Genomic DNA, 26,247 nt, shown 5'->3' on the forward strand with positions numbered 1-26,247 from the left:
TCTTAACCTTGTGTATCACTCATGCATTAATAGCACTTATAAATTTAATATAATTCAAGCATGTTAAATTTTATACAAAAATATAAAAGAAAAACAAGTTTTAAATTGTCCAGTTTTTTGGAAATTTTGAATAAAAAATTACTTTTACTATAATATGGCAAACATAAAGGAGAAAACATGGGATTAAAAAGCGACAAGTGGATTAAAGAAAAGGCTTTAAAAGAAAAAATGATTGAACCATTCGTGGACCATCTTGTCTCCAATGGTGTAATTTCTTACGGCCTTTCTTCATATGGCTATGATATGCGTATTGCAAATGAATTCAAGGTTTTTACGGGTGCAATCGGAAAAGAAGTTGCAATTGTTGATCCAAAAAAGTTCGATAAAGACCTTTTGCAGGACTACACTGGTGATTTTGTTATTATACCCCCAAATTCATATGTACTTGGAAGAAGTGTTGAATATTTTAGAATCCCAAGAAATGTTCATTGCATTGTTCTTGGGAAAAGCACATACGCTCGAAGCGGAATCATCGTTAACATTACTCCACTTGAATCAGGATGGTGCGGCTTTGTAACAATCGAAATTTCTAATGCTACACCACTTCCTGTAAAGGTTTACGCAAATGAAGGTATTGCGCAGGTACTTTTCTTTGAAGGCGATGAACCATGCGAAGTTTCATATGAAGATAGGCATGGAAAATATCAAAATCAACAGGGAATAATTCTCCCAAAGGTAAATAAAGATGGATAATAATAAATTGAAAAGGATTTTAACATTTCTTATTTCTGAGCAACCGATTGCGCTATTTACGATAACACTTATAAGGCTTTCAAATCTCATTAGTATTTTAGAGTATTTTATATTGCTTCTTTTCTTTTCCGTAATTCCGAGTTTTTCATTTTTCACATTCATTAAATACCCCTGGGATTTTAAGAAAGAAAGACACGTTTCTTTCATAATTAACACAGTAAGTTTCTTTTTAGGATTAATTGTTATTTTGCTCATTAAAGCAACACGAACAGCCATTTTCATTGCACTTGCCTATAATATTACAGGAATAGTACTCAGCGCTATAAACCTTAAAGGATATAAAGCTTCTGGACATGCATCATCAATTGCAGGACCTTCAACAACTTTAACTCTAATCTTTGGACCAAAAGGAGGTTTACTTTATCTTTTTCTTTTGCCTGCAGCATATTTAAAAATTACACTTAAAGACCATACTTTAATGCAATTTATTACCGGAGTATTTATTGCTGTGATTTCGACATTGTTTGCATATTATATTGTAGGAGGGATTGGATGATAAAAATAGTAACAGATACGACTGCGTATTTTAATGAAGATGAATTGAGTAAATACGACATAAAAATTGTTCCACTTTATGTAAAAAACGAAAAGGGGCAGTGGAAAGAGAGATTTGAGATTACAGACGATGAATTTTATAAGAGACTTAAAAGCGGCGAAAAATTTGAGACTTCTCAACCTTCTCCGCAGGATTTTGTAGACGTTTATAAGCCATTACTCGAAGAAGGACACGAAATTGTTTCGATACATATCTCGACGGGACTTTCTGGAACTGTGAATTCTGCAAATGCAGCAAAAACACTCCTTCAAACTGATAAAATTACTGTAATTGATTCAAAATCATCTTCTGCAAACCTTTTAAGAAAGGTACTTCTTGCATATGACCTTGCAAACAAAGGCTACACAAGAGAACAAATTGCAGAAGAAATAGAAAAGTCTTATTCAAGAATCTTTGGGTTTTTCCTACCTATGGATATTCAATACCTTGAAAGAGGCGGACGCATAAGCCATTTTCAAAGCAAAATATCCACTGCTTTAAAACTATACTTTATCGTTCATCTGAATGAGGGTCGTATTGACTTTTACAAATTTGGAAGAACAAGAAAAGGCTCAACAGAAGAACTTATTAATATTATAAAAGGATTAAAAAATAAGTTCAGAGAATTTGAATATATTGATACAATATATGGGGAAAATGTGGAAGAAGGAGAGGAATTTAGACAAAGAGTTGAAGATACTTTTGGCCAAAAGGTAACAAAATATAGAATCGGGCCTGTTTTAGGTGCTCACCTTGGTCCTGAGTTTTTGGGAATAGGAGTAGTTTGCAAAAATAAGGAGGTGAAATAATGCAAAAAGTAAAAATTGTAACTGACTCAACCTGTTACATGCCAAAGGCATACTTAGAAAAGTATGATATAAAAGTTGTCCCTCTTTATGTAAGATTTGGTGATGAAGTTTACCGTGAAGGCGTGGACATGTCTCACGATGAGTTCTATAGAAAATTGCATGAGACAAACATCCTTCCAGAAACAACACAACCTGCACCTGAAGATTTTGAGAGTGTCTATCGGGACCTTCTTAAAGATGGATACGAAATAATTTCTATTCATATTTCAGCAGGATTATCGGGCACTATAAACTCTGCAAATGCAGCAAAGGAAGCACTTCAAAGCGACAAAATCCATATCTTTGATTCAAAGTTTACATCGATGGGACTGGGATATCAAATTCTTGAAATTGCTAAGATGCTCTTCGAAGATAATATGCCCTTAAGCGATGTCTTGAATATTATCCCCACTCTATACAAGCACATGAATATATATTTTCTTGTCCCAGATTTGTTTTGGCTTGCTCGTCTTGGAAGAATCGGAAAAGCAAAAGCACTTCTTGGAACAGTTGTAAAAATTAAGCCAATCCTATTCTTTGATGAAGGTATAGTAAATGTCCTCGAACAACCTCGAACTCTTGAAAGAGGGAAAGAAAGAATGATCGAACTTACAAAAGAGAAAGTTACAAAATTTGGACTTAAATACATTACTGTTGCATACGGAGAAAATCTTGAAGAGGCTGAACAATACAAAGATTTTCTTGAAAGAGAATTTAATAAATCCGTTTCACTTACACAACTTGGACCAGTTATAGGAACCCATACTGGTCCTCAAGTCCTTTCAATACATTTCTACACAGAAAGGATTTAGGAGGTAAATTATGGGACTTACCGAAAGTAAGGCTTTCTCTGGAATCCTTGTGATTTCTCTGGGTTTAACACTTCTTTTGAAAGAATTTGCAACAATTCACGATTCCTTTGGACTATTTGTTGCACTATTCTTTACCCTCCTTAGTATCGCTTTCCTTGCACTTAGAGGTCATACCCACAAAAATGAGACCATCTCCTATCTTGTAATTCTTTTCTTTGGGTTAGCTCTACTTGCCCTGGAATTTTATCTTCTACCCTTTACCACATTCAATGTAATTTTCCTTATTGCTCTTTCAATAGGACTTGCCTACCTTATCTATGGAAGCATTATAAGAAACTCAATGCGATCAATTTGGACAGGTATTATATTTGTTGCAATCGCACTCCTAATGTTTCTTCCAAAAGCACTTGCAATTGAAGATATCTTTTGGTTAAACGTTCGAAGATACATTATACCAATTCTCCTAATCGTAGGAGGTTTATTTATCTTAATTCCTTGGAGGAAACATGAGTGAAATTTGGGAGGAAGGAAAGCCTTTTAGTAGTATTGGAAATAAAGATATTGGCGTGCTCGTTTTGCAGGGATTCACGGGGACTGTTGGAAGCATAATTTATCTTGCTAAGTTTCTTGCAGTGCAGGGTTACCACGTTGAGGCACCACGTTTAAGCGGACATGCAACCAAATGGGAAGACCTCAACAAAGTAAAATACAGTGATTGGCTTAACGATGTTGAAATTGCCTACAAAAAACTTCAAGAAAGAACTAAGAACATTTTTGTTGCTGGACTTTCAATGGGTGGTGCGCTAACTCTTTACATGCTTGAGCGTCACCCTGAAATAAAGGGAGGTGCCCTTATTAACCATATTGTTGTTCTAAATGACCCAAAGGTAAAGCTTCTCCCAATTTTAAGTATCTTTGTAAAGTCAATGCCTGCAATTAGCTCAGATATAAAAGATCCAACCGTTAAAGAACCTGCATACGACAGGACACCAACACGTGGAGCATATGAAATGGTAAAACTTCTAAATATTGTGCAAAAAGACCTTAAAAAAATAACACAACCACTACTTATTTTGAAGTCAAGAGAGGACCACGTTGTGCCACTTGAAAATGTAGATTATACGCTTAACAATGTTTCCTCTAAGGATGTAAAAGTTATCTATCTTGAAAACTCATACCACGTTGCAACAATGGACTACGACAAAGACCTTATTAATAATTATGTAAAGGAGTTTATTGAAACATATCTATAGCTTTTTTATTACGACAAGATAACCAAAAGAAGTTTCTATAAGTTCTTTTAAATGAAAAGGCGACTTTATTGTTTTTAATTCGTTCTCTATATCCTTTTTCTTCCCAAGTACAACAGTGCCGTTTGATTTAAGGTTGTCTTTGATCCACGAAAGAATTACATCAATCCTATTAACTGCCCTTGCAACAACCACCTCAAAAGTAAGATTTTTTCTTTTAAGAAGTTCTGCATCAAGGTTAATTACTTTTACGTTTGTAAGGTTAAGTATGGTGATAACATTTCTCAAAAAATCCGTATGAGTTTTTCTTTTATCAAGAAGATAGAATTGACTTTGCGGCTTCATTATAGCAAGTGGAATTCCAGGAAATCCTGCTCCACTTCCTAAGTCAAGAACTTCCATACTATCACCAATATATGGCAAATAAAGTTTTGCTTCATCAATGTGCTTTTTATAGAGAACATCTAAGTTGTCTTTCGGGCTCATAAGGACAACCCTTTTGGGAGCATTACTCAGTAATTTTAAATACTGGTAAAACCCATATGAAGGGATTATTTCCATCAAAATATTTTACTTACACCTGAAAAATATAAAAGTCCTCTTACTACTTTTTAAAAAGCAAAAAATCCCTCCAACATTCAATGACGGACACTTAGTCATGTCGAGCGAATTTTGGTGTTTCATTAGTTGAGATTGGGGGTCTTTTTCCATCAGATTTTAAGTCATACCGAGCGAAGCGAGGTATCTCCTCATTTAATTAGAGGGAGACTTACAATTTCCCCCTCTAACTCCCCTTGAAAAAGAATGTTCTTTTGTTTTTATTAGTCATTCCGAAGTGGCGAAGCCACGAGGAATCTCCTCCTTTAATAGAGAGGGATTAAAAAGGCTCCCACTTTAACTCCCCCTGAAAAGCGGAGATTTCTCCTCACATTCGTTCGTCGAAATGACAAATTACCGAATCATTCCGAAGGAGCGTGAGCGACTGAGGAATCTCCTCCTTTAATTAATTAGAGGGGGACTTGCGATTCTCCCCCTCTAACTCCCCCATTAAACCGAAGGGGATATTTCAACCCCTTCAAACTACCCATAAAAAACAAAAAAGTATTCTTGCTTGTTTTTAGAAGGAGTTGGAGGAGGGTGTCCTAATTTAGAGGCGGATTAAAAAGGCTCCCCCCCTCTAACTCCCCCTGAAAAGGCGGAGATCCCTCACTTCCGTTCGGGATGACTTTTTGGGGGGGAGTATTGAGGGGGTTAGTTTCCCCCTCAAATTTGAGAGATCCCTCACTTTGTTCGGAATGACAAACGACGGTCATTCCGAAGTGGCGAAGCCACGAGGAATCTCCTCCTTTAATAGAGGGGGACTTGCGATTCTCCCCCTCTAACTCCCCCTAAACGGCAAAGGATTTTTATTTTTTTGGGTGGAGTTAGAGGAGGGCATTGCCCTCCTCTATTAAAAGGAGATGCCTCAGAAAGTCATTTCGGCATGACACTTAATAGAAAGTGATGCATCCATCTTCAACCATTTGAGGGGGTTAATAAGGCTCCTTTACTCTAACTTCCCTTGGAAAATTAAAAATGTTTGAAGGGTTTTGGGGATAGAGATAAAATTCATTATAATGGAACATGTGCCGAATACTTTTTGTAGAAAGCAACAAGGAAAATATTGAAACAGTATATTCGCTTATTGACGCTCTGGTTAAAGCATCTCAATCTGACAATACCTATGGAGAAACCCCTACAAGCCATCAGGATGGTTTTGGATATGTCCTTTTTGGAAAAAATGGTGAAAAATTATCACAAATTTACACAAGGTCAACAAGTCCTATTTTTGAAAGTCCTTTAGAAATCAGAATATTCAAAGACACGTTAGCACGTTTTGAGAAATTTGCATTTGGATTTCATGTAAGAAAAAAATCCGCAGGTGAAGTAAATTTAATCAACACACATCCCTATATGTTTTCGCTTCCAAATGGGATTAACCTCTTCTTCATGCACAATGGAACTCTTGACAAACCTCGAATTATGAAAGAATTTCTGATAGAGCTACCAAACGTTCTTTCAGATTCATTTACATTTTCATACATACTCTCAAGAAATTTTGAGAATCTACTCAGCTTAAAGGAGCTCCTTAAAAACGGTGTAAAGTTTGTGATGAAAGATAGCGGCTTTAACACGATAACGCTCATTTTAAACGGATCAAAACTTGATGCAATAATCACAGCCTACTATACAGGCAAAAAGGAATATTACAAAGCCTACTTAATTGAAGAAAAAGGTCTTACTTCATTTATGTCAAGCACATTAAAGCAGTATCTTGATGACACCATCAAAAGAAAACTTAAAGTTATTGGCGAAGAACCTTTTCTCGGCACGCTTATCACAGTTGAAAATCTTCTCTCCGATAATACTTCGATAACAAAAGAGCAATTTCTATTTAAATAAAATTGATAGAGGTTAATTCTACTTGTTTATAAGACTTGGCAAAGTAAACATTGGAAGATACATTGCAAGTGCAATAAATCCAACGATTACACCGAGGATAACAATTAGTGCAGGCTCAATCTTTGAGGCAAGATTTCTAAGCGTGTAATCAAGGGATCTATCCCACAAATCTGCAAGGCGCTCTAAGGATGAATCGAGAAGCCCTGATCTTTCGCCAACTGATACCATCTGCACCATAACCCTTGGGAAAAAACTTCTGTGTGTAAGAGATTCTGAGAAACTTTCTCCTGATCGTATATCTTTAGCAACTTCTTCAATTTCTTTTATTATATAGGCGTTATTTGCAACAGAAGACGCAATCATAAGACCATCTAAAATGTTATAACCACTTCCACTAATAAGAGCAAGGGAACGCACAAACCTTGAAAGGCTTCCAAATTTATTTATCCGCCCAAAAAGTGGTATTTTCAATTTTAGTAAATCAATTGCAAGGCGCCCCTTTTTTGTAGAATAAATGATTCTGTAAATAGCGTAAAACATCACAATTACAGCAACAATTATATACCACTTAAAGCGTATAAAGTTGCTCACAGAAAGCAAAATTCTTGTTGGAGTTGGCAAATTTGCACCAGCCGCAGTAAACATTGCAGTGAATCTCGGTAAAACAACCGAAAGCATAAATATTACAACACCTGTAACAACAATTACCACAAATTTTGGATATGCGAAGGCACTCGAAATCTTCCTTCGAATGTCTAAATCTCTTTCAAGATATTGATAAATTCCAAACAAGACTTTGTCCAGACGCCCTGTTGCCTCTCCCACAGTAAGCAAACTTGTATAAATTGAAGAAAACACACTTGGATATTTCTTAAAGGCGTTACTTATGGAAGTTCCTCCCTCGATATTTTCCTTTATATCCATAATTATCTTTTTTAAAGTTGGATTTTCTTCCTGGTCGTAAAGTCCTTGAAGTGCATCAACTATTGTTAAGCCAGACTGGATAAGCGTTGCAAGTTCGCTTGTAAAAAGGATTAATGCTTCATCATTAACCTTTGACACACCGAAACTTAGATTTAATTTTATTTTTGAAGCCCTAAACTCCTTTATTTCGAGAGGATACAGTCCCTTTCTTTCAAGAATTGCATGAACTTCGTTTTTTGAAGAGGCATTAATTTGACCTTTTACGGTTTTCCCATTTTTATCAACGGCAATGTATCTAAATTCGCTCATAAGCCTGCAACTCTTTCAACTTCTTTAAGTGTAGTAATGCCTGCTCTTGCCTTGATTAAGCCTGCCTGTCTCATCGAAATCATGTTAGACCTAATTGCCTCTTCTTTTATTTTATTGTAAGGAGCAGATTTTTCTATAAGTTCCCTAATACTCTCGTTTACTTCCATTATCTCAAAAATGCCAGTCCTTCCTTTGTATCCTGTCTCGCCACAGATAGGGCACCCTTCACCTGTAAAAAGTTTATCAACATCAACCTTTAGTTCATGTAAAAAAACCTCTTTTTCAGATTGATCTGCCGTATATTCCCTTTTACAATTTGGACAAATGACACGCACAAGCCTTTGAGCGATAACTCCTGCAAGTGATGAAGCAAGTAAGTAGGGCTCAACCCCAAGATTAAGAAGCCTTATAGGAGTTGATGCTGCATCGTTTGTATGAATGGAGGCAAATACAAGATGTCCAGTTAGAGATGCCTCAACCGCAATTTTTGCTGTTTCAAGGTCTCTAATTTCTCCAACCATCACGATATCTGGGTCAAGTCTTAAGATCGACCTTAGGCCAGATGCAAATGTGATACCTGCCTCTTCGTTAATTTGGATTTGGACAATACCACTAATGTTATATTCAACAGGATCTTCGAGAGTTATTATTTCTTTCTCTCCTGTATTAAGCGTTGAAATTGCAGAATAAAGAGTGGTAGTTTTTCCAGACCCTGTTGGGCCTGTTACAAGAATAATACCATATGGGCGCTTTATAAGATTCAAAAATACATCAAACTGTTCTTTGAGCATCCCGAGTCGCTCAAGGGGCATCAGTAATTTTTGCTTACTTAGAATTCTTATATTTAATTTTTCCCCAAAAGATGTTCCCATTGAGGATACCCTAAAATCGTAGAATTCATCTTCGTGTTTTGCAGAAAAATGACCATCCTGAGGACGACGTCTTTCTGCAATATCCATACCGGAATTCACTTTTATAAGAGACACAATTGACTCTGCAATCTCTTTAGGAATACTCAAAATATCATACATAATGCCATCAATTCTATAACGCACCTTTGCAATATTTTGTTGCGGGTCGATATGAATATCAGAGGCATTTCTTCCGATAGCATCCGATATAATTGAATTTGCAAGATTTACTGTTGTTGGTTCTGCACCTGTAGGCACCTCTGAAATTACACGAATTTGTGCCTCTTCTCTTTTTCTTCCAATTGTTGAGATCACTTTATCAACTTTTGTTTCAATGGAGTATATTTTGTTAAGCGCCCTGTCAAATTCACTATCACTTATAATGTAAGGTTTTACCTTAAGACCGGTAAGCAACTTCACATTCTCAAGAACTTCAGGATTTATTGGTGGAACAACTGCTACTTCAAGAGCATCATTTATCCTTCTTAATGGCAAAACCTTATTTACTCTTACAAAAAGTTCGGGAAGCACACTTGAAATATTCGGATCAGGTTGTATTTCTTCAAGCGAAATAGAAGGAATACTTGATTGTCTTTCGAGAAGCTTTGATAATTCCGTTGGTGTTATAAGTCCTCTTTCGATTAAAATCTCACCCAATTTTCTTCCTGTTTTAGCCTGTTCAAGAAGTGCACTCTCAAGTTGTTCTTTTGATATTTTTCCCTCATTAAGAAGGATTTCTCCGAGTTTAAGATTTCCGGTCATGGTTGAGCCATCCTTTCGTAGACCCACCTATCAGAGGAGTTAGTAAATACGTAAAATACTATGTCTAAGGATGAATCAATGCCATGAAATGAAAAATTAACCTCTTTTATGTGCATCTTGTAATTCTCAAGATATTCAAAAATCTTTATAACACTATTATAGTTTGCTTTAAACTCTATGCTTACAGGTAAAGTTTTTAGTGGTGGACTTGTGTCAAGAACAGTTGAAAGTGTTGAAAATGTTATGTGCTGCAGATCAGCACCGTTACTTGCACAGATATCATAAAAATTCTTAAAAAAACTAAGAAGTGAGTCATCATTAAAGAAATTTGATTTAATTTCCGAAATACTTGCTTTACTTTTTTCTATTTGGCTCTTTAAAGTTTCAATTGTGCCAGATTGTGCAACAAGTTCTTGAAGTTCCGCAGTTTTAAGCGAAAGTGCTCTTGATGTAGAATAGAGACTAAACGTAAGAAAGCCTGCATAAAAAAGCACAAGTGCGATTTCAATTAACGCAATGATAATAAAAATGTTTGTAAGTCGCCCATTCTTTTTCATTTTGCCTTCCTCATTTGCATCTCCATGCTAAAGATATTTGAACCTTCCTTATCTTTAATTATCTCAAGAACAGTTGCATTTTTCAGGTATTTTGCACCTGAAAGATTCTCCTCAAAGTTAAACACATTTTTGAATGTATTTGATGTGCCTCTTAACGAAACTGAACCATCTTCTTTAAGCGCAAGTTCGATTAAAGATACACCCTGCGGCGATAAACTCTGTAATTCCTTTAAAACAAGAGAATATTTAGGAAGTGTATAAATTGACACCTCCAGATTTTTTAAAGAATTCAAAGTTCCATTTACTGCCTGCAACTCTAATTGCAATTTATTTACATCCAAAACAGGCTTTGAAATCTCACTTATGGACTTCTTAACACTATTTAACTTTTCTGTTGTCGATTTTAAACTACCAGAAAGATATGGGTATGCTAAAGCAAATGCACCATTTACGACAACAAGAACAAGAACCATTGTAAGAACTTTTAGGCGCTCTGACAATTTTTCTCTTAGAAAGTGCTCTGTAAGAGATAAATAATACGCTTCACCTCTTTTAATAAGTGAAGATAACGCAAGGCCAACTGCAACAACAAACTCATTTCCACCAGTTTTCTGATACTTTATAAAGTCACTTTCATCTTCAAATGACACATTTTCAGGAAGTGTCAATAACAACACTGGTATGGGAACCCTTCCTGTTAGATATGGCAACATATCAAAACTTTCACTGTTATTAATTACAAGATAAATCTTCTTAATGGCAATATTCAAATTTCTTGACACATAATTGAGAGATGAAACAATATTCCCAACCCAAGTGCCTTTCAAAGAAACATCGTTTTCCTTAAACGCTTGGAAACCAACATCCTGAGTATAATTGAAGATGATTCTCTTTCCTTTAGAAACCGTAAGAGTTGTTGTAGCCCTATCAACATTTACAACTGCATAGGAATCATCTTTGTATAGTTCGTCTATAAACTCAGCAATTGCAAGTTGAGGAATCGTTATCCTCCTTGTTTTTATGCCTACCTTATGAAGAAAATTTAAAGTTGAAAGAAGTGTTGACTCTTTTGTTGCAGCCCAAATAACCTCAACACCTTCCTCAGTTTTCTCCAATTCAGCAAATCCGAGAGAAACATTTTCACCTTCAAAAATTGCATAATCTCTTATCTCTGTTTGAATGAGTTTTACAATTTTTTCTTGCGGAAGTTTTGGAACGGTTTTAAGCCTTGTAAGGACTGCACTTGCGGGAAGAGAAATTGCACAACTATCGTATCGATTTTTTCTTAGGAATGCCTTCAAAGAATCTATAACTTCTTTATTCTGCGAAACATTGTTAAAATCATCAAAACTTATTTCAAAGAGCGATTTAATGGTAATTTCTTCGCCTCTTTCAACAAGTGCACACCTTATCGCATTTTCACTAATTGAAACACCTAAAAGTTTCTCACCCATACGGACCTACCTTCCATAGTTTAACAAATATACTTTATTTGCCAAAGTAAAGTTTGATTTTGTAAGAATTTTTATTTCTACATAATACGGGGCAGAAGTTCCAATAGAAACATTAAAATCTTGGATAATACCTGCCTCAAGTCCCGTTGGAAAAATGGTCGTTGTAGGATTTGAAGATGTACTTATCCCTCTTTTAAAAATAGCACTCGTAGTATTTGCATTTTCCAGCGCATATACACAATAAAGAGTTTCTTTCTTACTTCCATCAGTATTTGCATCAGTATAAGTAAAAGAGAGCGTATAATTTGAAAAAGTTATACTTCCCATATCTCCTCGCCTTATCCTTTGCTCAATATCCTGCATAATCACATTAGCATAATATTGCTCTTTTATGTAAGAACTACTAAAAATGTTTCCCTGTGTATAATTCATAAGGAGCACCCCAATTGGAATTGCAAGGACTAAAATTAGCGTAATAACGATTGCAATTTCAACAAGAGTAAAACCTTTTCTTTTCAATGTCTTACTTGAATTACAAACCGATATTTGCACCATCAGAAATTTTCCTCAGGAAATTTGCATCCATTTTAATCAAAGGAGTTGTGCTATTTCCTTTAAAAATTGAAATTGTTGCACGCCTAATATAGTAATTTGAAGAGGAACTTGAAGATGTAAAATCAATTCTATAAGAAAAGGCATCGTAAGGCGGAGGGAATGTGCCAGTTTGCGGTGTTGAAAGAGACGAAAGTTCACTATATGAATAGCCTTTTATCTCTTCAACCTTTAAAGATGCAAGCGTTGTTGCAATCTCAAGGTCGGAACTTGTAGATTCATTCTTGCCAAGGTTAGTAAAAATGTTAATACTCCACAGCACCACTATTGAAATAAGCGCAATGGATACGGCAAGTTCAATGAGAGTAAACCCTTTTCTCTTCATTAATACTCCTCCCTATAAGAGCCAACAAGGTAAGAATAGCCAGAGGTACCCATAAAGTACGGCGGCGGATATTTAAACGTATCAAGAGTATAATCAAATATAGTCTCTGTTGTTAGTCTGCTATCGTTATTCAGGTCAATTAATACCTCCAAATAATCCCAATCAGTCGAAAGACTCTTTGCAAAAAGAGGTGCCTTAAAATTAACAAACCCCCAGTAAAAGCCTCCATACTCGATAGATACATTAGAATTTGAATAGAAGAGTCCGTTTATAGTAAATGTGTTGCCATCATTTCCCAAATAGTCAAGATTCAAATTAACACTACTATTAGAAGTTAAGGTTGGATAGTGTATAAAAACCGGATACTTAGTTGTTTGATTATAACTTATTGGATTCCAAGAAAAGTCTCTTCCTTCAATTTCATTAGCCTTTGTTCCAAGGTGAATAAATTTTACAGCTGGAAAATTAGTAATAATTGTTATATTAACACTCGTTGCAGAATTATGGGCAAAATCAATCGTAAGAGTTGCAGAAGGAGAACTTCCTGTATAGTTAAGAAACACAACTTTATTGGCATCAATGAATACTCTATATGTTACATTATCACTTGAGTAATTACGTTTTTTAAATGTATTTGCAGGATAATTATTTGGATTCGTATATGAAGCAAAGTCAGGTATAGGAACTGACGCTGGTTCAAGATTATAAGTTAAATTATATATAGGGTTATTCATAGTAATTATATTAGAATTTGAATTTGTTTTTGTATATTTTCCCGTTTGAGTATAAAGACAATATTTGAATGCTTCCGAAGAAGATCCACCTATTATTGAACCATATACTGTCCTTGTAAAATTCCCAACAGTTCCTACCCCTTTAATATATCCAATTCCACCAAAAGTATCACCTGTGTAGTATGTAGCAGTGTAAGAATATCCGCTTGGAGTCGTTCCACTTATTGATTGTCCATTTGAGTATGAACTTCCTGCATTTAAGTTGTAAATCATTTCATTTATACCATATTGAGCAACGTAAAGTGCAATCTCACGCTGTGAAATTTCAGAAAGTTCCATTGCATGTGTTCTCAACCAAACACTGGTTGCATACAAGAGTCCTGTAAGAATCAAAGCTATAACAACAGTTGTAACTATAAGAATATACCCTTTCTTCATAACCTCCCCTTAGTAAAATTATACATAATTAAAATAAAAGTCAAGTAATATGCCTTCATTATTAGCCACATTTTTTAATAAAATTCCCCTATAGAATATAATAAATTGATATGCATTTAATAATTGGACTTGGAAATATTGGAAAAGAATACGAAAATACACGCCACAATGTTGGCTTTATGGTAATTGATGAGCTTTCAAAGGCATGGAAAATTAAAGTAAATTTTGCAAAGTTTAACGCCCTCTATGGAAAGGGAACCGTTAATATTAGTGGGAATGAATACAACATTATTCTTGCAAAGCCTTTAACGTATATGAACCTCTCAGGAAGAGCTGTTAAGCAGCTTATGGATGGTTTTTTGGTGCCATCAACACATATAATAGTTATTCACGACGATCTTGATTTGCCACTTGGGACGCTTAGGATAAAGGTAGGTGGATCCGATGCAGGGCACAAAGGTGTAAGATCCATCAAAGAACTTGTAGAGGACCCAATTATAAGGGTGCGCATTGGCATTGGAAGGCCAATCAATAAAGAAGAAGTTGTTAATTATGTCCTTGAAGAATTTGGGAAAGACGAAAAATTTGCTATTTTAGATGTCATTAAAAGATCAGTAAAAGCAATCGAAACAATCATCTCAAAAGGCGTTGAAGTAGCGCAAAGAGAATTTAACCAATGAGACTTAAAAATATCGTAGAAAATCCAAATTTCTACTTAAACTTCCTTAAAAACGAGCGCCATGTAAGAATAAACACATCCTTAACAGGTGTTCTCTATGCCGTCTTAAACGAACTTGATACACCCACCCTTCTAATAACTAACGAAGACAACCTTGATAAACTTGCAAAGGTTTTTAAAAATAACATTGTTTTTAACGAATTTGGCCTTTTTCCATACGAAGTTGGATTTTCAAGCAAAGAGATCATCTTTAAAAAGAAAAAGGCAATCAAATCCATAAAGAACACGAAAATCTTAATAACAACACTCAAAGGCATTTTTGACTATGCACCTTCGGAAAATACCATTAAAGAACTCACGATTAAACTTAACAACACAGTTACGCTAACTAATCTTACAACCACCCTTGTAGATTTTGGCTTTGAAAGAAGTGCCGAGGTTGAGCACCCAGGCGAATTTTCAGTAAAAGGTGCAATAATTGATATATTCCCGTTTGATTACGAAAAGCCTGTAAGAATTCAACTTGATTTCGACCGTGTTGAAAAAATTGCAATCCTAAACGAACTTTTGCTTGCAGAGGAAAATGTAGATAGCATAACAATCTCATCGATTAAATACATTGAGGAAAGTGAGATCGAAAAAATCGAAAAAACAATCCGAAAAAAACTAAAAAACGTAAACGAGTTTACGGAAGATATTGTCCTTAAAGATATTGAAGAGTTAAAAAAATCAAGAAACTTCGGCCTCAATTTTTACCCAAAGTTTCTTGAAAACGGTATACACTTTAAATACAGAACTATTCTTGACTATATCTCCGATAGCACAGTTGTCCTTTTTGATGTTAATATCGATAAATTCCTTGAAAGCGTTAAAGAATTCATAGCCACACAAAAAGAAAATTACGGCAATCTCGTCGAATATGAACCAATTGAAGAAACAATCAAAAAATTGCTTTTAAACAGAAAGGTTATTGAATTTGGCTCTATGCTCGAAAACGCGCTCGACTTTCATGTAAAAGAACTTTCAGAAAGCCTTATTATGCTTGGAAATCTCAAGGATATCCTCATAAACGAAAAAAATAGACGCACAATTCTCATAAAAACCGAAAATTTCGACAGGGTTAAAGAAATTTTAAATGCATATGAACTTCCATACACAACAATCCTTGAGGAAAAAACAGGCATTTATGTCCAGGAAGGCTTTTTCGATAGAGGTTTTGAAGGAGATAAAATCATTGTCCTTACAGATAGGGAACTTTTCTTTCATCTTGAACCCACAAAAAGACCAAAGAAAATCATCTTCTCAAGGGAGATCGTTTCCCTTGAAGAACTAAAAGTTGGAGATCTTGTTGTCCACAGGGACTTTGGTATTGGTATTTTTAGAGGACTTGTAAAATTAGGCGAAACACCAAAGGAATTTCTCCTTATCGAATATAGAGATGGTGAAAAACTATACGTCCCATTAGAGCGTATTGGGTTTGTCGAAAAATACATTGGCGACAGAAGAATCGTAACCCTCAATTCCCTCAAAGGAAATGATTGGGCAAAGACAAAAGAAAAGGCAAAAGAATCAGCAAAAGAACTTGCAAAAAAATTGCTTCTCATCCAAGCAAAAAGAAAAATATATAAGCGCCCTCCTTTTAAGCCTCACCCACAGGAAGAGCGTATTCTTGACTTATCATTCCCATATGAACTTACAGAAGACCAGATGAAAGCAATAGAGGAAGTTTACGCAGATCTTGAGGACACGGAGCCGATGGATAGACTCATTGTAGGAGATGTAGGCTACGGAAAAACGGAAGTTGCAATAAGAGCCTCTCTTAGAGTTGTCCTTAACGGAAAAAAGGTGATGGTGCTTGCACCGACAACAATCCTTGCAATGCAACACGAACGCACATTTAAGGAGCGCTTACGACTTTTCCCTGTGCGTATTGAAATGCTTTCGCGTTTAACTAACACAAAGAAAGAGAAGGAGATTCTAAAAGACCTCAAGGATGGAAAAATTGATATCGTAATTGGCACCCATAGACTTCTTTCAAAGGACGTAGAAATAAAAGACCTTGGACTTCTTATTATTGATGAGGAGCAAAAGTTTGGTGTAAAGCACAAAGAAATTATAAAAGAGTTGAGAGCAACTGTCGATGTTTTGACACTTTCTGCAACACCAATCCCTCGAACACTCTACGCCTCCCTTATAAAACTTCGCCCCGTTTCTTTAATTCTCACCGCACCAACAGGGAGAATCCCTGTAAAGACATTTGCGATGCCTTTCAATGTTGATGTAATGAAAAACGCAATAAACTACGAAATAAAAAGAGGCGGACAGGTATTTGTCGTCTACAACAACATTGAAAAGATTTATAGCATGGGAGAATTTATACGGAATCTTACAAACACAAAAGTGGCTGTTGCACATGGAAAGATGCGAAAGGAAGTTATCGAAGACGTGATGCTTGACTTTTATGAAGGGAAAACCGATGTCCTCGTTGCAACAACAATCATTGAAAATGGGCTTGATATACCAACGGTAAATACACTCATTGTAATTGAAGCAGAAAATTTTGGCCTTTCTCAAATGTATCAACTTAGAGGGCGTATCGGAAGGTCTTCAATCCAAGCATATGCATACTTTTTCTACACTGAGAAAAGTTTAAACGCCATTGCAGAAGAACGTCTTGAAGCAATAAGAGAATTTTCAGATGAAGGCGCAGGACTCAAAATCGCAATGAAAGACCTTGAAATTCGAGGTGCAGGGAATATTCTTGGAAAAGAACAACACGGGCATATCATTTCTGTTGGATACAACATGTATTTGTCACTTCTGGACCAGGCGATTAAAGAACTTGAAGGCGTTAGTGTAAGTGAAGTAAAAGAAGTATCAGTGCGCTTAAATGAAAGTTATTACATAAAGGAAACCTACATTCCACTCAATGCAGAACGTATAAACTACTATCGAAGGATAACCCTTGCAGAATCAATTGATGAACTTCGGAAAATCGAGGGAGAACTTTGGGACAAGTTTGGCTATCCACCAATTGAAGTAAGAAATCTTTTAACCGTTGGGGAAATAATGGTGCATGCAAGAGAAATCCAGGCAAGGGAAATCTACCAAGAAGGGAAACGAGTATTTATCATAATTGAACGCACAAGCAAAATTACCGTTGATGACCTTATGAGCCTGTCAAAGGTTGCAAAGAACGTCCAATTTGGCGAAGACTACATTTCATTTGAGGCAAACTTCCCCTTGCAAGATACCCTAAAAGTATTACACTTATTAAGTGGCTATGAAAAAGTTAAATAATTTCATTTTTGACGAAAAATTGAATGAGTTTGCAAAGTGCTTTGTTGTTCTCAATAGCACCCGTATCGAAAAGGATTTACTCGTATTCTATTTTGAGAAATCTTCACAAATCTTTGATATTCTTATAACTCTTTCTTACCTTGAGATTGTTAACCTTCCAACGCAAATTATCGCAAACACCCTCGATGAATTTTACGAAATTCTTGCAAAATTCTACATCTATAAAGGAGAACAAATCCCAAAAGAAATTTCCCTTGGAGAAAAGGCCGTATCCAATGTCAAACAATTTAAAGAAATCGTGCCATATCTAAAAATCAATAAAGATATTGAAAAATTCTATTACACATATCTTTTGATAAAATCGCTTCGAAAACTCTGCCCGTGGGATTCAAAGCAAACCCACGAAAGCCTCATTCCAGAGCTTGTTGAAGAGCCTCTTGAGTGTGTTGAGGAAATAAAAAAGCAAAACCCAAAGGGAGTAGAAGAAGAATTAGGCGATGTGCTTCTTCAAATTCTTTTACATGCAGAAATTGGAAGCGAAACTAATGAATTTACACTTGGAAGTATCTCCGATGCTCTTTTCAATAAAATGTACGAAAGGCACCCGCATGTTTTTAAAGAGACAAAAGAAAAATCTCCGGAAGCAGTCCTGAACGATTGGGAAAATAACAAGAAGAAAAAGAAGCACCTCAATATCTCGAAAATTTTATCAAGTTTCATAACGACAGTTGACCTTCAAGAAGAAGCAAAATACATCGGCCTTGAATTTAGAAATAAAGAAGAAATCTACGATAAAATCCTCGAAGAATTAAACGAGGCAAAAAAAGCAACACCCGATAAAATTAAAGAGGAAATTGGCGATTTGCTTTTCTCTGTTATAAACCTTGCTCGCTATCTTCAAATTGATCCTGCACATGCACTTTTTATTTCTTACCAAAAATTTATGGAAAGAGTTAAAAAATTTAAAGCATTAAGCAAAGAGGAGCAACAAGATATAGATAAAGCCTGGGAAAAAATTAAGAAAGATGAGCAATGAAATCATAAGCAAAAAGACAATCGTAAGAGATACAATTTTAGCAATCCTTGCAGGAGTTATAGGGATAATTTTCATCTCCCTTTTTACCCACAATTGGAATTTTGCTGACCTCGTTAAATCATTTATGCTTTCATATATCATCTGGGCGTTTGTGTTTATGTTTTTAAGTTGGTTTATAGAAGCATACACTATAAAACTCGTTTCAGATGTTCTTGGCTATTCAATAACAATGAGAGAAGCCTTAAAAGTTTTTCTAATTGGTGGCTTTATATCAAGAATTACTCCTTTCGGAGGCGGTGGTGGTGAGCCAATGCAAATGGTAATCCTCTCAAAAGAAAAGGCAATACCACCGGGAGATTCTGCTGCAATTATCTCTATAAAAATGTTTATAGGAACATTTGTAAGGGTAAGTGTATTCCTCTTTGTGCCTGTATGGATCTTGGTTGCAAAACCAACTTGGGGCATATCAGAAGCAGTAAATATACTTATTAATACAGGAGTTATTATTACGCTTGCGCTTTTCTCCGCATTACTCCTTATAATTTTAAAGCCTGACCTTGCACTGCTTTTAACAGAAAAGGTACTTAATACAAGGTTTTTCAAAAAAATCATAAAAGATAGCGCTCGACAAAAAACAATCGAATGGGTCAATAAAACTGTAAATGAATATAGAACCGCAAAAGACAAAATATTTTCTCTTAAAAGGAATACGTTGTATTTTGTCTTCTTTTTGAGTTTTCTCTCATGGGGGATGATTCTTCTTACACCAGTTGTGCTTATGAGAGGGCTTGGCATTATGTCACCATGGCCTGAAATTGTGATTACCGCAATCATCTTTTACATTTCATCTGCGTATATTCCAACACCAGGAGGAAGCGGTACCGCAGAAATTGAACTTCTTGCCCTTTTTGCACGCCTTATACCAAACCCACTTATAGGGACGTTTATTATAGCATGGAGATTTTTTACCCACTATTTCTTACTTATTGCAGGAGGGATTACGACATTTTTGGATACACTACGGAAGAAAAAGAAATCTTCAAAACCCAGTGAATAGTCTTTCGCCAAGATACGCAGGAAGATTTCTTTCAATAATCTTATTGTAAACTTTTTCGATGTTATACTCAAACCTAACAAATTCAACTGAACATTCATCGCTATCAAAAATAACAAATGTACCTTTTGGATTGCCATCTCTTGGTTGTCCAACACTTCCAACATTTATAAGATATTTATAATTTTTATCCAATTTATATTTCATTTGCTCTTGTATATTGATTACTTCGAGCACATTTTCATTGGAAATTCTACAAACACACGGCACATGTGTATGTCCGTAAAATCCAATAGGAGTTTTAAGATAAGAAAATGCTTCAACAACATCCAATTCACTTAGGATATATTTGAAGGGATTTTTTGGATTTGGAAACCCGTGAAATATGGTATAATCATTTTCTTCAATTTTTATCGGCAAACTCTTCAGGAAATTTTCGCTTGCTTTTGATATATTTCTCTTCGTATAAAGAAGTGCAAGCCTTGCATATTCGTTAAATTCATAAAGAATTGAATCTCCCACGGCTCCTGCATCGTGATTTCCTCTAACACCTACGATACTATTTTCCTTAAAAAGATTTATTGTTTCCTCTGGGTCAGGTCCATACCCAACAATATCACCACAACTCATAATTTTGTCGATATTTTTCATCTTAATTAAATCAAGTGCAACAGAAAACGCCTCGATATTCGAATGTATATCAGAAACAAACGTAATCCTCATATCTTAATTATACAAGAGTTTAAAGATATTTAAGTAAGTTATACAATCAACATGGTTTATTATTTTGGTTCTATCAAATATATTCTCAAATCCTTTCACTTTTTTTCTTCCAAGTTATTAACTCATATACTAAGGCTTTAACTTCCCATGAACTTCGGAGGTCCCTCACATTCGTTCGGGATGACTTTTTTGGGGGAGTACTGAGGGGGATTGTTTCCCCCTCAAGTTTGAGAGATTTCTCAGTCGCTTTTGCTCCTTCGAAAAGGCCAATTACTATTTTTGGGTGGAGTCGGAGGAGGGATACCCTCCTCCATAATATAGGTATTTCTCCTCACAACGTTTGTCAAAATGACACTTAATAGAAATAAGCATTACATTTTCAACAATTTAGAAGAGAGTCAGTTTTCCTTCTAAGATAATGGATATTGATAGAGTCAAATCACTTCTTAAAATTAACAAAGAGGCTTATGTTTACACGAGAGCCATCTCAACCAAGAGGTAAATTTGAAGAACATTTATGCTTTTCAAGAAACCATTACTAAAAACCTAAAATTCATGCTTTACATTCTGCTTGCAAAAAATTATAAACTAGAGTATAATAATTGCGGTTTGGAGAGATGGCCGAGTAGGCTGAAGGCACTCGCCTGCTAAGCGAGTGAGGGGCTTAAAACCCCTCCGCGGGTTCGAATCCCGCTCTCTCCGCCAGACTCCCTCCAAAAATCCTTTTTGGTCAACGGAGGAGCTTCCCCCTCTCCTCCGTAATAAAAAATCAAAGGCAGGCTTCCCCCCTTGCCTGTCTTTAAGAAGCACACCTCCTCGGGTCAGGTATCCCTCCGCCTGGCCCGTTTTTTATTTCAATAACTTTTCACTATAATTAATCGATGGTAAAAATTCTTGTTGCAACAAAAAACAAAGGCAAACTCAAAGAGATTCAAGAAATTCTTGGTGATTTACCTATTAAATTAATGCCGCTTCCCGAAAGCGCCTCTGATGTAGAAGAAAATGGCTCGACTTATCTTGAAAACGCTCTCATTAAGGCAAAAACATACGGGCAAAAATACAAACTCATAACTCTTGCTGATGACTCAGGCCTTGAAATAGATGCTTTAAACGGGCTCCCAGGCATTTATTCGTCACGATATCTGGGTAAGGACACACCATTCGAAGAAAAGATGAAAAACATCCTTGAACTAATGAAGAACAAAGATAACCGAAAGGCACGCTTTAGATGTATAAGTGTGCTCTACTTCCCAAATGAGGATAAATTTGTGAGTTTTGAAGGTGTTGTTGAAGGAGAAATTTTAAAAGAGATTTGTTACGGAAACTCTGGTTTTGGATACGATCCAATCTTTAAGCCCGATGGATTTGATAAAAGTTTTTCAGAGTTAGGCACTGAGATAAAAAATAAGATAAGCCATAGGTCAAAAGCCTTAGCACAGGTAAGAGACTATATCGAGAATAATCTTTTAGGAGGAGAAATGATCGAAATAAAAATTAACGGTAAGCGTCTTCCTGCAAATAAATATGTTTATTCGGTTTTCGAAAAAGTCATTTATGCCATTCTTTCAACACTTAAAGACCTTCCCGAAATCGAAACTGTTGAGATAAAAATCGAAAAAAAAGAAGAAAAATAATTACTTACTCCCGCTCATTCTTATTCGCCCTACAATATCTACTATAACATAAAAGGTTTTCGTCCCTGTTGAATTTGTTATTTCAATTGTGTCAAAAGAATTAGGTTGGCCCCTGAAATGATCATCTTTTCCACAATAAAATTGGAGATAATAGTATTCTTTACCATTTATCCATCCTAACTCTTTAAATGGTTTATGTGCAGTAAATTTGAAATTGTACTTCAAATCTCTTCTCACAAAATGAATTCCATCTGGAATATCATTTGGATTGTAATGCACTCCATTAAGTGGGTCTTTAAGAAAGGTTTCAAACATATAGAAATTCCTTGATGAGGAAGGATTAGTGCAAAAATAAACTCTTAGATCCTGTTGGTATAAAATAGCTGATTCCCTAACCAACTTCAAATCCTGCACTAATTGCCATGAAACTTCTTCAAGTTCTCTACTTACTATGAAACTATTTAAGTAAGGAATGGAGATTCCAAGCAAAATTAGTACTATCACTATAACAACAGATAATTCTATAAAAGTAAAACCTCTTTTCTCTATATTGCCTTTCATTCTCACTTCCTCAAATGTTTTTTCTCATTAAGGTTTAACTTTTTGCGCTATGTTTTCCTTCCAAATTATCCTATATAGCGGACTTTTATTAATTTCTCCTTTAGCACTATATTTTACCGACACATCAAACACAGTCCCATAATAATAGGTAACACCTTGATACACATATTTGTAAGGATAATTCGGGTCATAGTCTGGATCACTTGGATTAATCTGTATTAGATTGCTTTTTTCCAATTTTCTCAAATTGCTAAGTATATTGGCATCTGTAACAACTTCGTATCTCGTGTTCCAGTGAACTTCACTTCTTGAATTTGTTGTAGGATAAAACGGAGGAGCACCGAAATCGAAAAGATTATAATCATAAAAGGTCTGCTGAATTTCATAGCCTTTTACATAATTCCCATTTACAATACATGGTGCATTATCTGTACTCCATTCGGCTTGGGCACCATACCATTTAGCAAAATATTTACCTGATGTATCCATAGGACGCCAAGGATAGTCGTTAGTTACACCAAAAGAGCCGTGCACTGCCATCATTGCTGCATCTACTTCAAGATGTGGATAATTTTTAAATGTAGAGTAAGGTATATAAATATTGTTATATGCAACAAGACCTAAAGCATCTGGAGTACCATTTATAGGAATATCTTTTTCAATTCTTGGTGGTGTATCGTATAAAATATTTCCACCAATATTAATATTGTTACCTGCTCCAACAGTTACCCTACCTTTTATTGTACCTGATACTGTGGCAGTGCCTTCAACATAAATTGCACCATTCGGTGGTAAATCCTTTTTAACCCCGTTTATAACGACTTTCCCTACTCCGTTCTCCACTACAAACACTATCGTAGCATTACCACTTATATAATAGTCGGGAGAAGCTTTATCTTGCAATCCCCCATTTGGGTCTGACGGATTCCTAACCGGAGTTGACCCCTTCAACGCTAAATCACCATTTGGCCATTGTGCCTGAGGATACTCATCTTTAGCATAACCATTGTTCTTTGCCCATGATAAATTGTTTTGGTTTGGTCCAAATCTCCCTGTATGAGCCCAACCTGCATCTATTGCCTGATCATATACTCTTCCCGACGCAAATACAGGATCTTGAGCCCATCCACCCATGTAAAGATTGTTATCAGACCTTATAATTCCTTTCGTAACCTCGAATTGCCCAAAATATACTTTGGTATGGTATAAGCCAGAAAAATCACTATAATAAACAGTAGTCGAATCTGAGTCGGTTGATCTTACGTACCAGTTTCCATTTGCTAATTGTGAAATTGTAGAAGTAGGCGTGACGGATAATTGCCCTCTTGAAGCATGAGTTTCAATACTTCTATAAATCTCTGGCTTTGAAATATTATATGAAGTTGCTCTAATGACCCATTTATCTGGATTGCCTGGCCAATATTGAGTGTTCGTATCAATTTCAAACCACAAATTATCACTTTTATAATTGGGATCTACCTCGCTTATCCCTCCGTTGTAAATATCACCTGTAGTTAAATTCTTTATAGGTCTTACTGCAATATCTCCATCAGGGCCGACAGAAGAAACTGATGCTATTTTATTGTTTGTTACATCCCATACAGCAAACCAAAGACTTTCATCACTTTTAAAAATGTAAGTAGAAATATTATTAATAATTCTATTATATGATCCGATTGGGTCGTTTATATCTGCAACTCCACCATTTAATTCGGAAAGTCGATCAGCTATAGCGTAGTCCCTTGCTTTTACTAATGCTTCTTGTTGATTTTCATCTTCAAATTGAGGGGAACTGTATGGAAAACCAAAAGTATTTATGGTGTTTAGAATATTCTCAATTGCAGCATCTGCAACTACAAGTGCCCTGTCTGATATTATCTCCCCTTTGCTTGTAAAATTACGCGTAGTGGCTGAAGAAAAAAGCATTAATACTGGTATCATCATCATCGCAGCAATAAGAATTGTAAAAATCATACTAAACCCTTTCCTTTTCATCTTGCTCACCTCCTATTGTTTTAAAGTTATTTGCATAATTCGAACAAACTTTTTTCCTTCCTTTGAAAATGGAGCTTTCAAATATGTCTCCACTATTATTTGAAAAACCTTCGGTGAATAACTCGGCCTTATCACGGTAAAATTTGTAATTACTTGTTCTGTGATCGGTTGGTTTGTTATTCCAGTCCAGGTTGTTCCATTCCATGTTTCATTTGAATATAAAACTTCACACGGTTCGTATAGTTTATTAAGCCAATATTCTCTTGGGATTCCTGAATAACTGCCGTTATTTTGAGGTACGCCTAATGAATAAGTTATGCGGTGCGTGGTCCCATTATTATCCTTGATATAAAATTGAAGAATTGGGTCTGAATTAATAAAAGAATAATAGTCGTGACTAGAATCAAGGGGGTAAGGATTTACTAAGTCTTGCAAACTTCTCTTAGAATCATTGGATGGATTATACGATGGAAAGGTGACACCTGAGAATCCACTACTATCATTGTATATCGAGGCTTGCATTAATTCTTTCTTTATTTGAGAAAGCAATGTATCTATGTTATCCTGTATATTCTGATTTACTTGTATATACCTTGCAAAAGAGCTAATATAAGAAAATGACGAAAGGCCAATATACAGAAGTATCAGCATAATAACCATTGCAACCATAAGTTCAATTAGAGTAAAGCCTTTTCTCTTCATTAACTTCCTCCATATGAAGTAAGCTTTATCTTTACGGAATATGACTTTTCTTCAAGTCCCTCAATCCAATATACTGTCACTTCAACATCAAACCACTGTACGTGGTCAGGATCCGTAATCCTTTGCTTCCTTGCAACAATCTTTGTTAGTACTCTATAACCTTTATATTCTTTCGTTTTCGAAGCAATAGCACCATCGTTTGTATAATACGGAGTAAAGTTAGGATTGTTAGAATTCGTAAGACCAGCACCTTTCACGTAAATCTTGGGGACATAATTTTCACCAGATTTAAAGAAATCTATTCTTTCTGGGTTTAGCATCCCGTTTATTGTTCTAGTTAAAGGAAACCTTACAACCAAAACATTATTAGTTACTCGGTCATAATATTTTCCTTGCGATACATATAGATTTGCATCTTCCAAAGCAGGATTAGTATCCGAAACATATCCATTTTCACCTAAGGAAACGAAACCCTGTAATGAAAAGTAAAAGGCAGAAGGTTTATCGTTGAATTTTTCGCTTGGCAAGGCAGGACTTACATTTAAGGAAAGGGGAGTGCCGTAAATGTCAACAAGACCAGGCAAAGGATGCGTATTATCATTTCCAAAGAGGCTTATATCGTAACCTAAAGTATTATCATAAGTGACATTCTTAGATCTTATGTAATCGATAACATAGTTTGCCAAGTCTTTCGCAATTTGCCTTGACTCAGCTCTTTTTTCGGCAACGTTAATAGACATCGCAGCACTTGTCACAGAGACAACTATAAAAGTGACTACTATGATTGACACCATTGTCTCAATTAAAGTAAAACCCCTTCGCTTTTTCACTTCTCCT

At 35.6% G+C, this 26,247-nt stretch carries 25 protein-coding genes and 1 tRNA gene; 13 read left to right on the forward strand and 13 right to left on the reverse strand.

The annotated features are described in order from the left end of the window. Positions 1-177: 177 nt before the first annotated feature. Genes dcd through CSE_RS06430 form a run of 6 tightly spaced genes read left to right on the forward strand, consistent with a single transcriptional unit; the run spans position 178 to position 4,261 of the window. On the forward strand, positions 178-753 hold the full coding sequence (gene dcd, locus CSE_RS06405) for a dCTP deaminase (protein ID WP_014453825.1): 576 nt from the start codon (positions 178-180) through the stop codon (positions 751-753). Next, positions 746-1,309, forward strand: coding sequence for a hypothetical protein (locus tag CSE_RS06410; protein WP_014453826.1), 564 nt, complete (start codon positions 746-748; stop codon positions 1,307-1,309). The genes dcd and CSE_RS06410 overlap by 8 nt, the downstream gene beginning before the upstream one ends. Further along, positions 1,306-2,157 (forward strand): DegV family protein, encoded by an 852-nt coding sequence (locus tag CSE_RS06415; protein ID WP_014453827.1) that lies wholly within the window; start codon positions 1,306-1,308, stop codon positions 2,155-2,157. The genes CSE_RS06410 and CSE_RS06415 overlap by 4 nt, the downstream gene beginning before the upstream one ends. After that, positions 2,157-3,008, forward strand: coding sequence for a DegV family protein (locus CSE_RS06420; RefSeq protein ID WP_014453828.1), 852 nt, complete (start codon positions 2,157-2,159; stop codon positions 3,006-3,008). The genes CSE_RS06415 and CSE_RS06420 overlap by 1 nt, the downstream gene beginning before the upstream one ends. A gap of 10 nt (positions 3,009-3,018) precedes the next feature. Continuing rightward, positions 3,019-3,522, forward strand: coding sequence for a hypothetical protein (locus CSE_RS06425; protein WP_014453829.1), 504 nt, complete (start codon positions 3,019-3,021; stop codon positions 3,520-3,522). Continuing rightward, entirely contained in the window at positions 3,515-4,261 is a 747-nt protein-coding gene (locus CSE_RS06430) for an alpha/beta hydrolase (protein ID WP_014453830.1), read from the forward strand. The genes CSE_RS06425 and CSE_RS06430 overlap by 8 nt, the downstream gene beginning before the upstream one ends. On the opposite strand, the gene rsmG is transcribed toward CSE_RS06430, so the two are convergent. After that, positions 4,256-4,819, reverse strand: coding sequence for a 16S rRNA (guanine(527)-N(7))-methyltransferase RsmG (gene rsmG, locus CSE_RS06435; RefSeq protein WP_014453831.1), 564 nt, complete (start codon positions 4,817-4,819; stop codon positions 4,256-4,258). The genes CSE_RS06430 and rsmG overlap by 6 nt on opposite strands. Before the next feature lie 1,062 nt (positions 4,820-5,881). Between rsmG and CSE_RS06440 the strand changes: the two genes are divergently transcribed. Further along, positions 5,882-6,700 carry a class II glutamine amidotransferase gene (locus tag CSE_RS06440; protein WP_014453832.1) on the forward strand — a complete coding sequence of 273 codons (819 nt, stop codon included), beginning with the start codon at positions 5,882-5,884 and terminating at the stop codon, positions 6,698-6,700. A gap of 18 nt (positions 6,701-6,718) precedes the next feature. On the opposite strand, the gene CSE_RS06445 is transcribed toward CSE_RS06440, so the two are convergent. The 7 genes from CSE_RS06445 to CSE_RS06475 are packed head-to-tail and all read right to left on the reverse strand — an operon-like array spanning position 6,719 to position 13,726. Further along, positions 6,719-7,933 (reverse strand): type II secretion system F family protein, encoded by a 1,215-nt coding sequence (locus CSE_RS06445; protein ID WP_014453833.1) that lies wholly within the window; start codon positions 7,931-7,933, stop codon positions 6,719-6,721. Beyond that, positions 7,930-9,606 carry a GspE/PulE family protein gene (locus CSE_RS06450; protein WP_014453834.1) on the reverse strand — a complete coding sequence of 559 codons (1,677 nt, stop codon included), beginning with the start codon at positions 9,604-9,606 and terminating at the stop codon, positions 7,930-7,932. Before CSE_RS06450 ends, CSE_RS06445 begins: the two co-directional genes overlap by 4 nt. Next, positions 9,603-10,163 (reverse strand): hypothetical protein, encoded by a 561-nt coding sequence (locus CSE_RS06455; RefSeq protein ID WP_014453835.1) that lies wholly within the window; start codon positions 10,161-10,163, stop codon positions 9,603-9,605. Before CSE_RS06455 ends, CSE_RS06450 begins: the two co-directional genes overlap by 4 nt. Continuing rightward, positions 10,160-11,617 (reverse strand): pilus assembly protein PilM, encoded by a 1,458-nt coding sequence (gene pilM / locus CSE_RS06460; RefSeq protein ID WP_014453836.1) that lies wholly within the window; start codon positions 11,615-11,617, stop codon positions 10,160-10,162. Before pilM ends, CSE_RS06455 begins: the two co-directional genes overlap by 4 nt. Positions 11,618-11,623: 6 nt before the next feature. Further along, positions 11,624-12,172, reverse strand: coding sequence for a type IV pilus modification PilV family protein (locus CSE_RS06465; protein ID WP_014453837.1), 549 nt, complete (start codon positions 12,170-12,172; stop codon positions 11,624-11,626). Then, positions 12,150-12,554 (reverse strand): type IV pilus modification PilV family protein, encoded by a 405-nt coding sequence (locus CSE_RS06470; protein ID WP_014453838.1) that lies wholly within the window; start codon positions 12,552-12,554, stop codon positions 12,150-12,152. Before CSE_RS06470 ends, CSE_RS06465 begins: the two co-directional genes overlap by 23 nt. Next, complete coding sequence (locus CSE_RS06475; RefSeq protein ID WP_014453839.1) at positions 12,554-13,726, reverse strand: hypothetical protein; 1,173 nt, start codon at positions 13,724-13,726, stop codon at positions 12,554-12,556. Before CSE_RS06475 ends, CSE_RS06470 begins: the two co-directional genes overlap by 1 nt. A 110-nt stretch (positions 13,727-13,836) precedes the next feature. On the opposite strand from CSE_RS06475, the gene pth reads away from it, so the two are divergent. Genes pth through CSE_RS06495 form a run of 4 tightly spaced genes read left to right on the forward strand, consistent with a single transcriptional unit; the run spans position 13,837 to position 19,798 of the window. Further along, complete coding sequence (gene pth, locus CSE_RS06480; protein ID WP_014453840.1) at positions 13,837-14,406, forward strand: aminoacyl-tRNA hydrolase; 570 nt, start codon at positions 13,837-13,839, stop codon at positions 14,404-14,406. Beyond that, on the forward strand, positions 14,403-17,705 hold the full coding sequence (gene mfd, locus CSE_RS06485) for a transcription-repair coupling factor (protein ID WP_014453841.1): 3,303 nt from the start codon (positions 14,403-14,405) through the stop codon (positions 17,703-17,705). Before pth ends, mfd begins: the two co-directional genes overlap by 4 nt. Beyond that, complete coding sequence (locus CSE_RS07995) at positions 17,689-18,741, forward strand: MazG family protein (protein ID WP_014453842.1); 1,053 nt, start codon at positions 17,689-17,691, stop codon at positions 18,739-18,741. The genes mfd and CSE_RS07995 overlap by 17 nt, the downstream gene beginning before the upstream one ends. Next, positions 18,731-19,798 carry a lysylphosphatidylglycerol synthase transmembrane domain-containing protein gene (locus tag CSE_RS06495; protein ID WP_014453843.1) on the forward strand — a complete coding sequence of 356 codons (1,068 nt, stop codon included), beginning with the start codon at positions 18,731-18,733 and terminating at the stop codon, positions 19,796-19,798. Before CSE_RS07995 ends, CSE_RS06495 begins: the two co-directional genes overlap by 11 nt. Here the strand turns inward: CSE_RS06495 and CSE_RS06500 are convergent. Next, complete coding sequence (locus tag CSE_RS06500) at positions 19,781-20,518, reverse strand: metallophosphoesterase family protein (protein ID WP_014453844.1); 738 nt, start codon at positions 20,516-20,518, stop codon at positions 19,781-19,783. The two genes, CSE_RS06495 and CSE_RS06500, sit on opposite strands and share 18 nt — an antisense overlap. Before the next feature lie 611 nt (positions 20,519-21,129). Here CSE_RS06500 and CSE_RS06505 point away from each other — a divergent pair. Both CSE_RS06505 and rdgB read left to right on the forward strand, forming a co-directional pair. Further along, a tRNA-Ser gene (locus CSE_RS06505) sits at positions 21,130-21,223 on the forward strand. 176 nt (positions 21,224-21,399) lie between these two features. After that, complete coding sequence (rdgB, locus tag CSE_RS06510; RefSeq protein ID WP_014453845.1) at positions 21,400-22,152, forward strand: RdgB/HAM1 family non-canonical purine NTP pyrophosphatase; 753 nt, start codon at positions 21,400-21,402, stop codon at positions 22,150-22,152. Here the strand turns inward: rdgB and CSE_RS08000 are convergent, their stop codons facing one another. The 4 genes from CSE_RS08000 to CSE_RS06530 are packed head-to-tail and all read right to left on the reverse strand — an operon-like array spanning position 22,153 to position 26,240. Further along, complete coding sequence (locus CSE_RS08000) at positions 22,153-22,713, reverse strand: prepilin-type N-terminal cleavage/methylation domain-containing protein (RefSeq protein ID WP_014453846.1); 561 nt, start codon at positions 22,711-22,713, stop codon at positions 22,153-22,155. It lies immediately after the preceding gene. 27 nt (positions 22,714-22,740) lie between these two features. Continuing rightward, positions 22,741-24,708: a hypothetical protein gene (locus CSE_RS06520; protein ID WP_014453847.1), complete on the reverse strand. Its 1,968-nt coding sequence runs from the start codon at positions 24,706-24,708 to the stop codon at positions 22,741-22,743. A gap of 12 nt (positions 24,709-24,720) precedes the next feature. Continuing rightward, on the reverse strand, positions 24,721-25,410 hold the full coding sequence (locus CSE_RS06525) for a PulJ/GspJ family protein (protein WP_014453848.1): 690 nt from the start codon (positions 25,408-25,410) through the stop codon (positions 24,721-24,723). Further along, on the reverse strand, positions 25,410-26,240 hold the full coding sequence (locus tag CSE_RS06530; protein ID WP_014453849.1) for a type II secretion system protein: 831 nt from the start codon (positions 26,238-26,240) through the stop codon (positions 25,410-25,412). Before CSE_RS06530 ends, CSE_RS06525 begins: the two co-directional genes overlap by 1 nt. Between the last annotated feature and the right edge of the window lie 7 nt (positions 26,241-26,247).

The sequence above is a fragment of the Caldisericum exile AZM16c01 genome, from assembly GCF_000284335.1.
GTDB classification, from domain to species: Bacteria; Caldisericota; Caldisericia; order Caldisericales; family Caldisericaceae; genus Caldisericum; species Caldisericum exile.

Bases quoted from the DNA above. Each gene is read 5' to 3' on its own strand.
- dcd (WP_014453825.1), top strand. From the start codon at position 178: ATGGGATTAAAAAGCGACAAGTGGATTAAAGAAAAGGCTTTAAAAGAA.
- CSE_RS06410 (WP_014453826.1), top strand. From the start codon at position 746: ATGGATAATAATAAATTGAAAAGGATTTTAACATTTCTTATTTCTGAG.
- CSE_RS06415 (WP_014453827.1), top strand. From the start codon at position 1,306: ATGATAAAAATAGTAACAGATACGACTGCGTATTTTAATGAAGATGAA.
- CSE_RS06420 (WP_014453828.1), top strand. From the start codon at position 2,157: ATGCAAAAAGTAAAAATTGTAACTGACTCAACCTGTTACATGCCAAAG.
- CSE_RS06425 (WP_014453829.1), top strand. From the start codon at position 3,019: ATGGGACTTACCGAAAGTAAGGCTTTCTCTGGAATCCTTGTGATTTCT.
- CSE_RS06430 (WP_014453830.1), top strand. From the start codon at position 3,515: ATGAGTGAAATTTGGGAGGAAGGAAAGCCTTTTAGTAGTATTGGAAAT.
- rsmG (WP_014453831.1), bottom strand. From the start codon at position 4,819: ATGGAAATAATCCCTTCATATGGGTTTTACCAGTATTTAAAATTACTG.
- CSE_RS06440 (WP_014453832.1), top strand. From the start codon at position 5,882: ATGTGCCGAATACTTTTTGTAGAAAGCAACAAGGAAAATATTGAAACA.
- CSE_RS06445 (WP_014453833.1), bottom strand. From the start codon at position 7,933: ATGAGCGAATTTAGATACATTGCCGTTGATAAAAATGGGAAAACCGTA.
- CSE_RS06450 (WP_014453834.1), bottom strand. From the start codon at position 9,606: ATGACCGGAAATCTTAAACTCGGAGAAATCCTTCTTAATGAGGGAAAA.
- CSE_RS06455 (WP_014453835.1), bottom strand. From the start codon at position 10,163: ATGAAAAAGAATGGGCGACTTACAAACATTTTTATTATCATTGCGTTA.
- pilM (WP_014453836.1), bottom strand. From the start codon at position 11,617: ATGGGTGAGAAACTTTTAGGTGTTTCAATTAGTGAAAATGCGATAAGG.
- CSE_RS06465 (WP_014453837.1), bottom strand. From the start codon at position 12,172: ATGGTGCAAATATCGGTTTGTAATTCAAGTAAGACATTGAAAAGAAAA.
- CSE_RS06470 (WP_014453838.1), bottom strand. From the start codon at position 12,554: ATGAAGAGAAAAGGGTTTACTCTCATTGAACTTGCCGTATCCATTGCG.
- CSE_RS06475 (WP_014453839.1), bottom strand. From the start codon at position 13,726: ATGAAGAAAGGGTATATTCTTATAGTTACAACTGTTGTTATAGCTTTG.
- pth (WP_014453840.1), top strand. From the start codon at position 13,837: ATGCATTTAATAATTGGACTTGGAAATATTGGAAAAGAATACGAAAAT.
- mfd (WP_014453841.1), top strand. From the start codon at position 14,403: ATGAGACTTAAAAATATCGTAGAAAATCCAAATTTCTACTTAAACTTC.
- CSE_RS07995 (WP_014453842.1), top strand. From the start codon at position 17,689: ATGAAAAAGTTAAATAATTTCATTTTTGACGAAAAATTGAATGAGTTT.
- CSE_RS06495 (WP_014453843.1), top strand. From the start codon at position 18,731: ATGAGCAATGAAATCATAAGCAAAAAGACAATCGTAAGAGATACAATT.
- CSE_RS06500 (WP_014453844.1), bottom strand. From the start codon at position 20,518: ATGAGGATTACGTTTGTTTCTGATATACATTCGAATATCGAGGCGTTT.
- rdgB (WP_014453845.1), top strand. From the start codon at position 21,400: ATGGTAAAAATTCTTGTTGCAACAAAAAACAAAGGCAAACTCAAAGAG.
- CSE_RS08000 (WP_014453846.1), bottom strand. From the start codon at position 22,713: ATGAAAGGCAATATAGAGAAAAGAGGTTTTACTTTTATAGAATTATCT.
- CSE_RS06520 (WP_014453847.1), bottom strand. From the start codon at position 24,708: ATGAAAAGGAAAGGGTTTAGTATGATTTTTACAATTCTTATTGCTGCG.
- CSE_RS06525 (WP_014453848.1), bottom strand. From the start codon at position 25,410: ATGAAGAGAAAAGGCTTTACTCTAATTGAACTTATGGTTGCAATGGTT.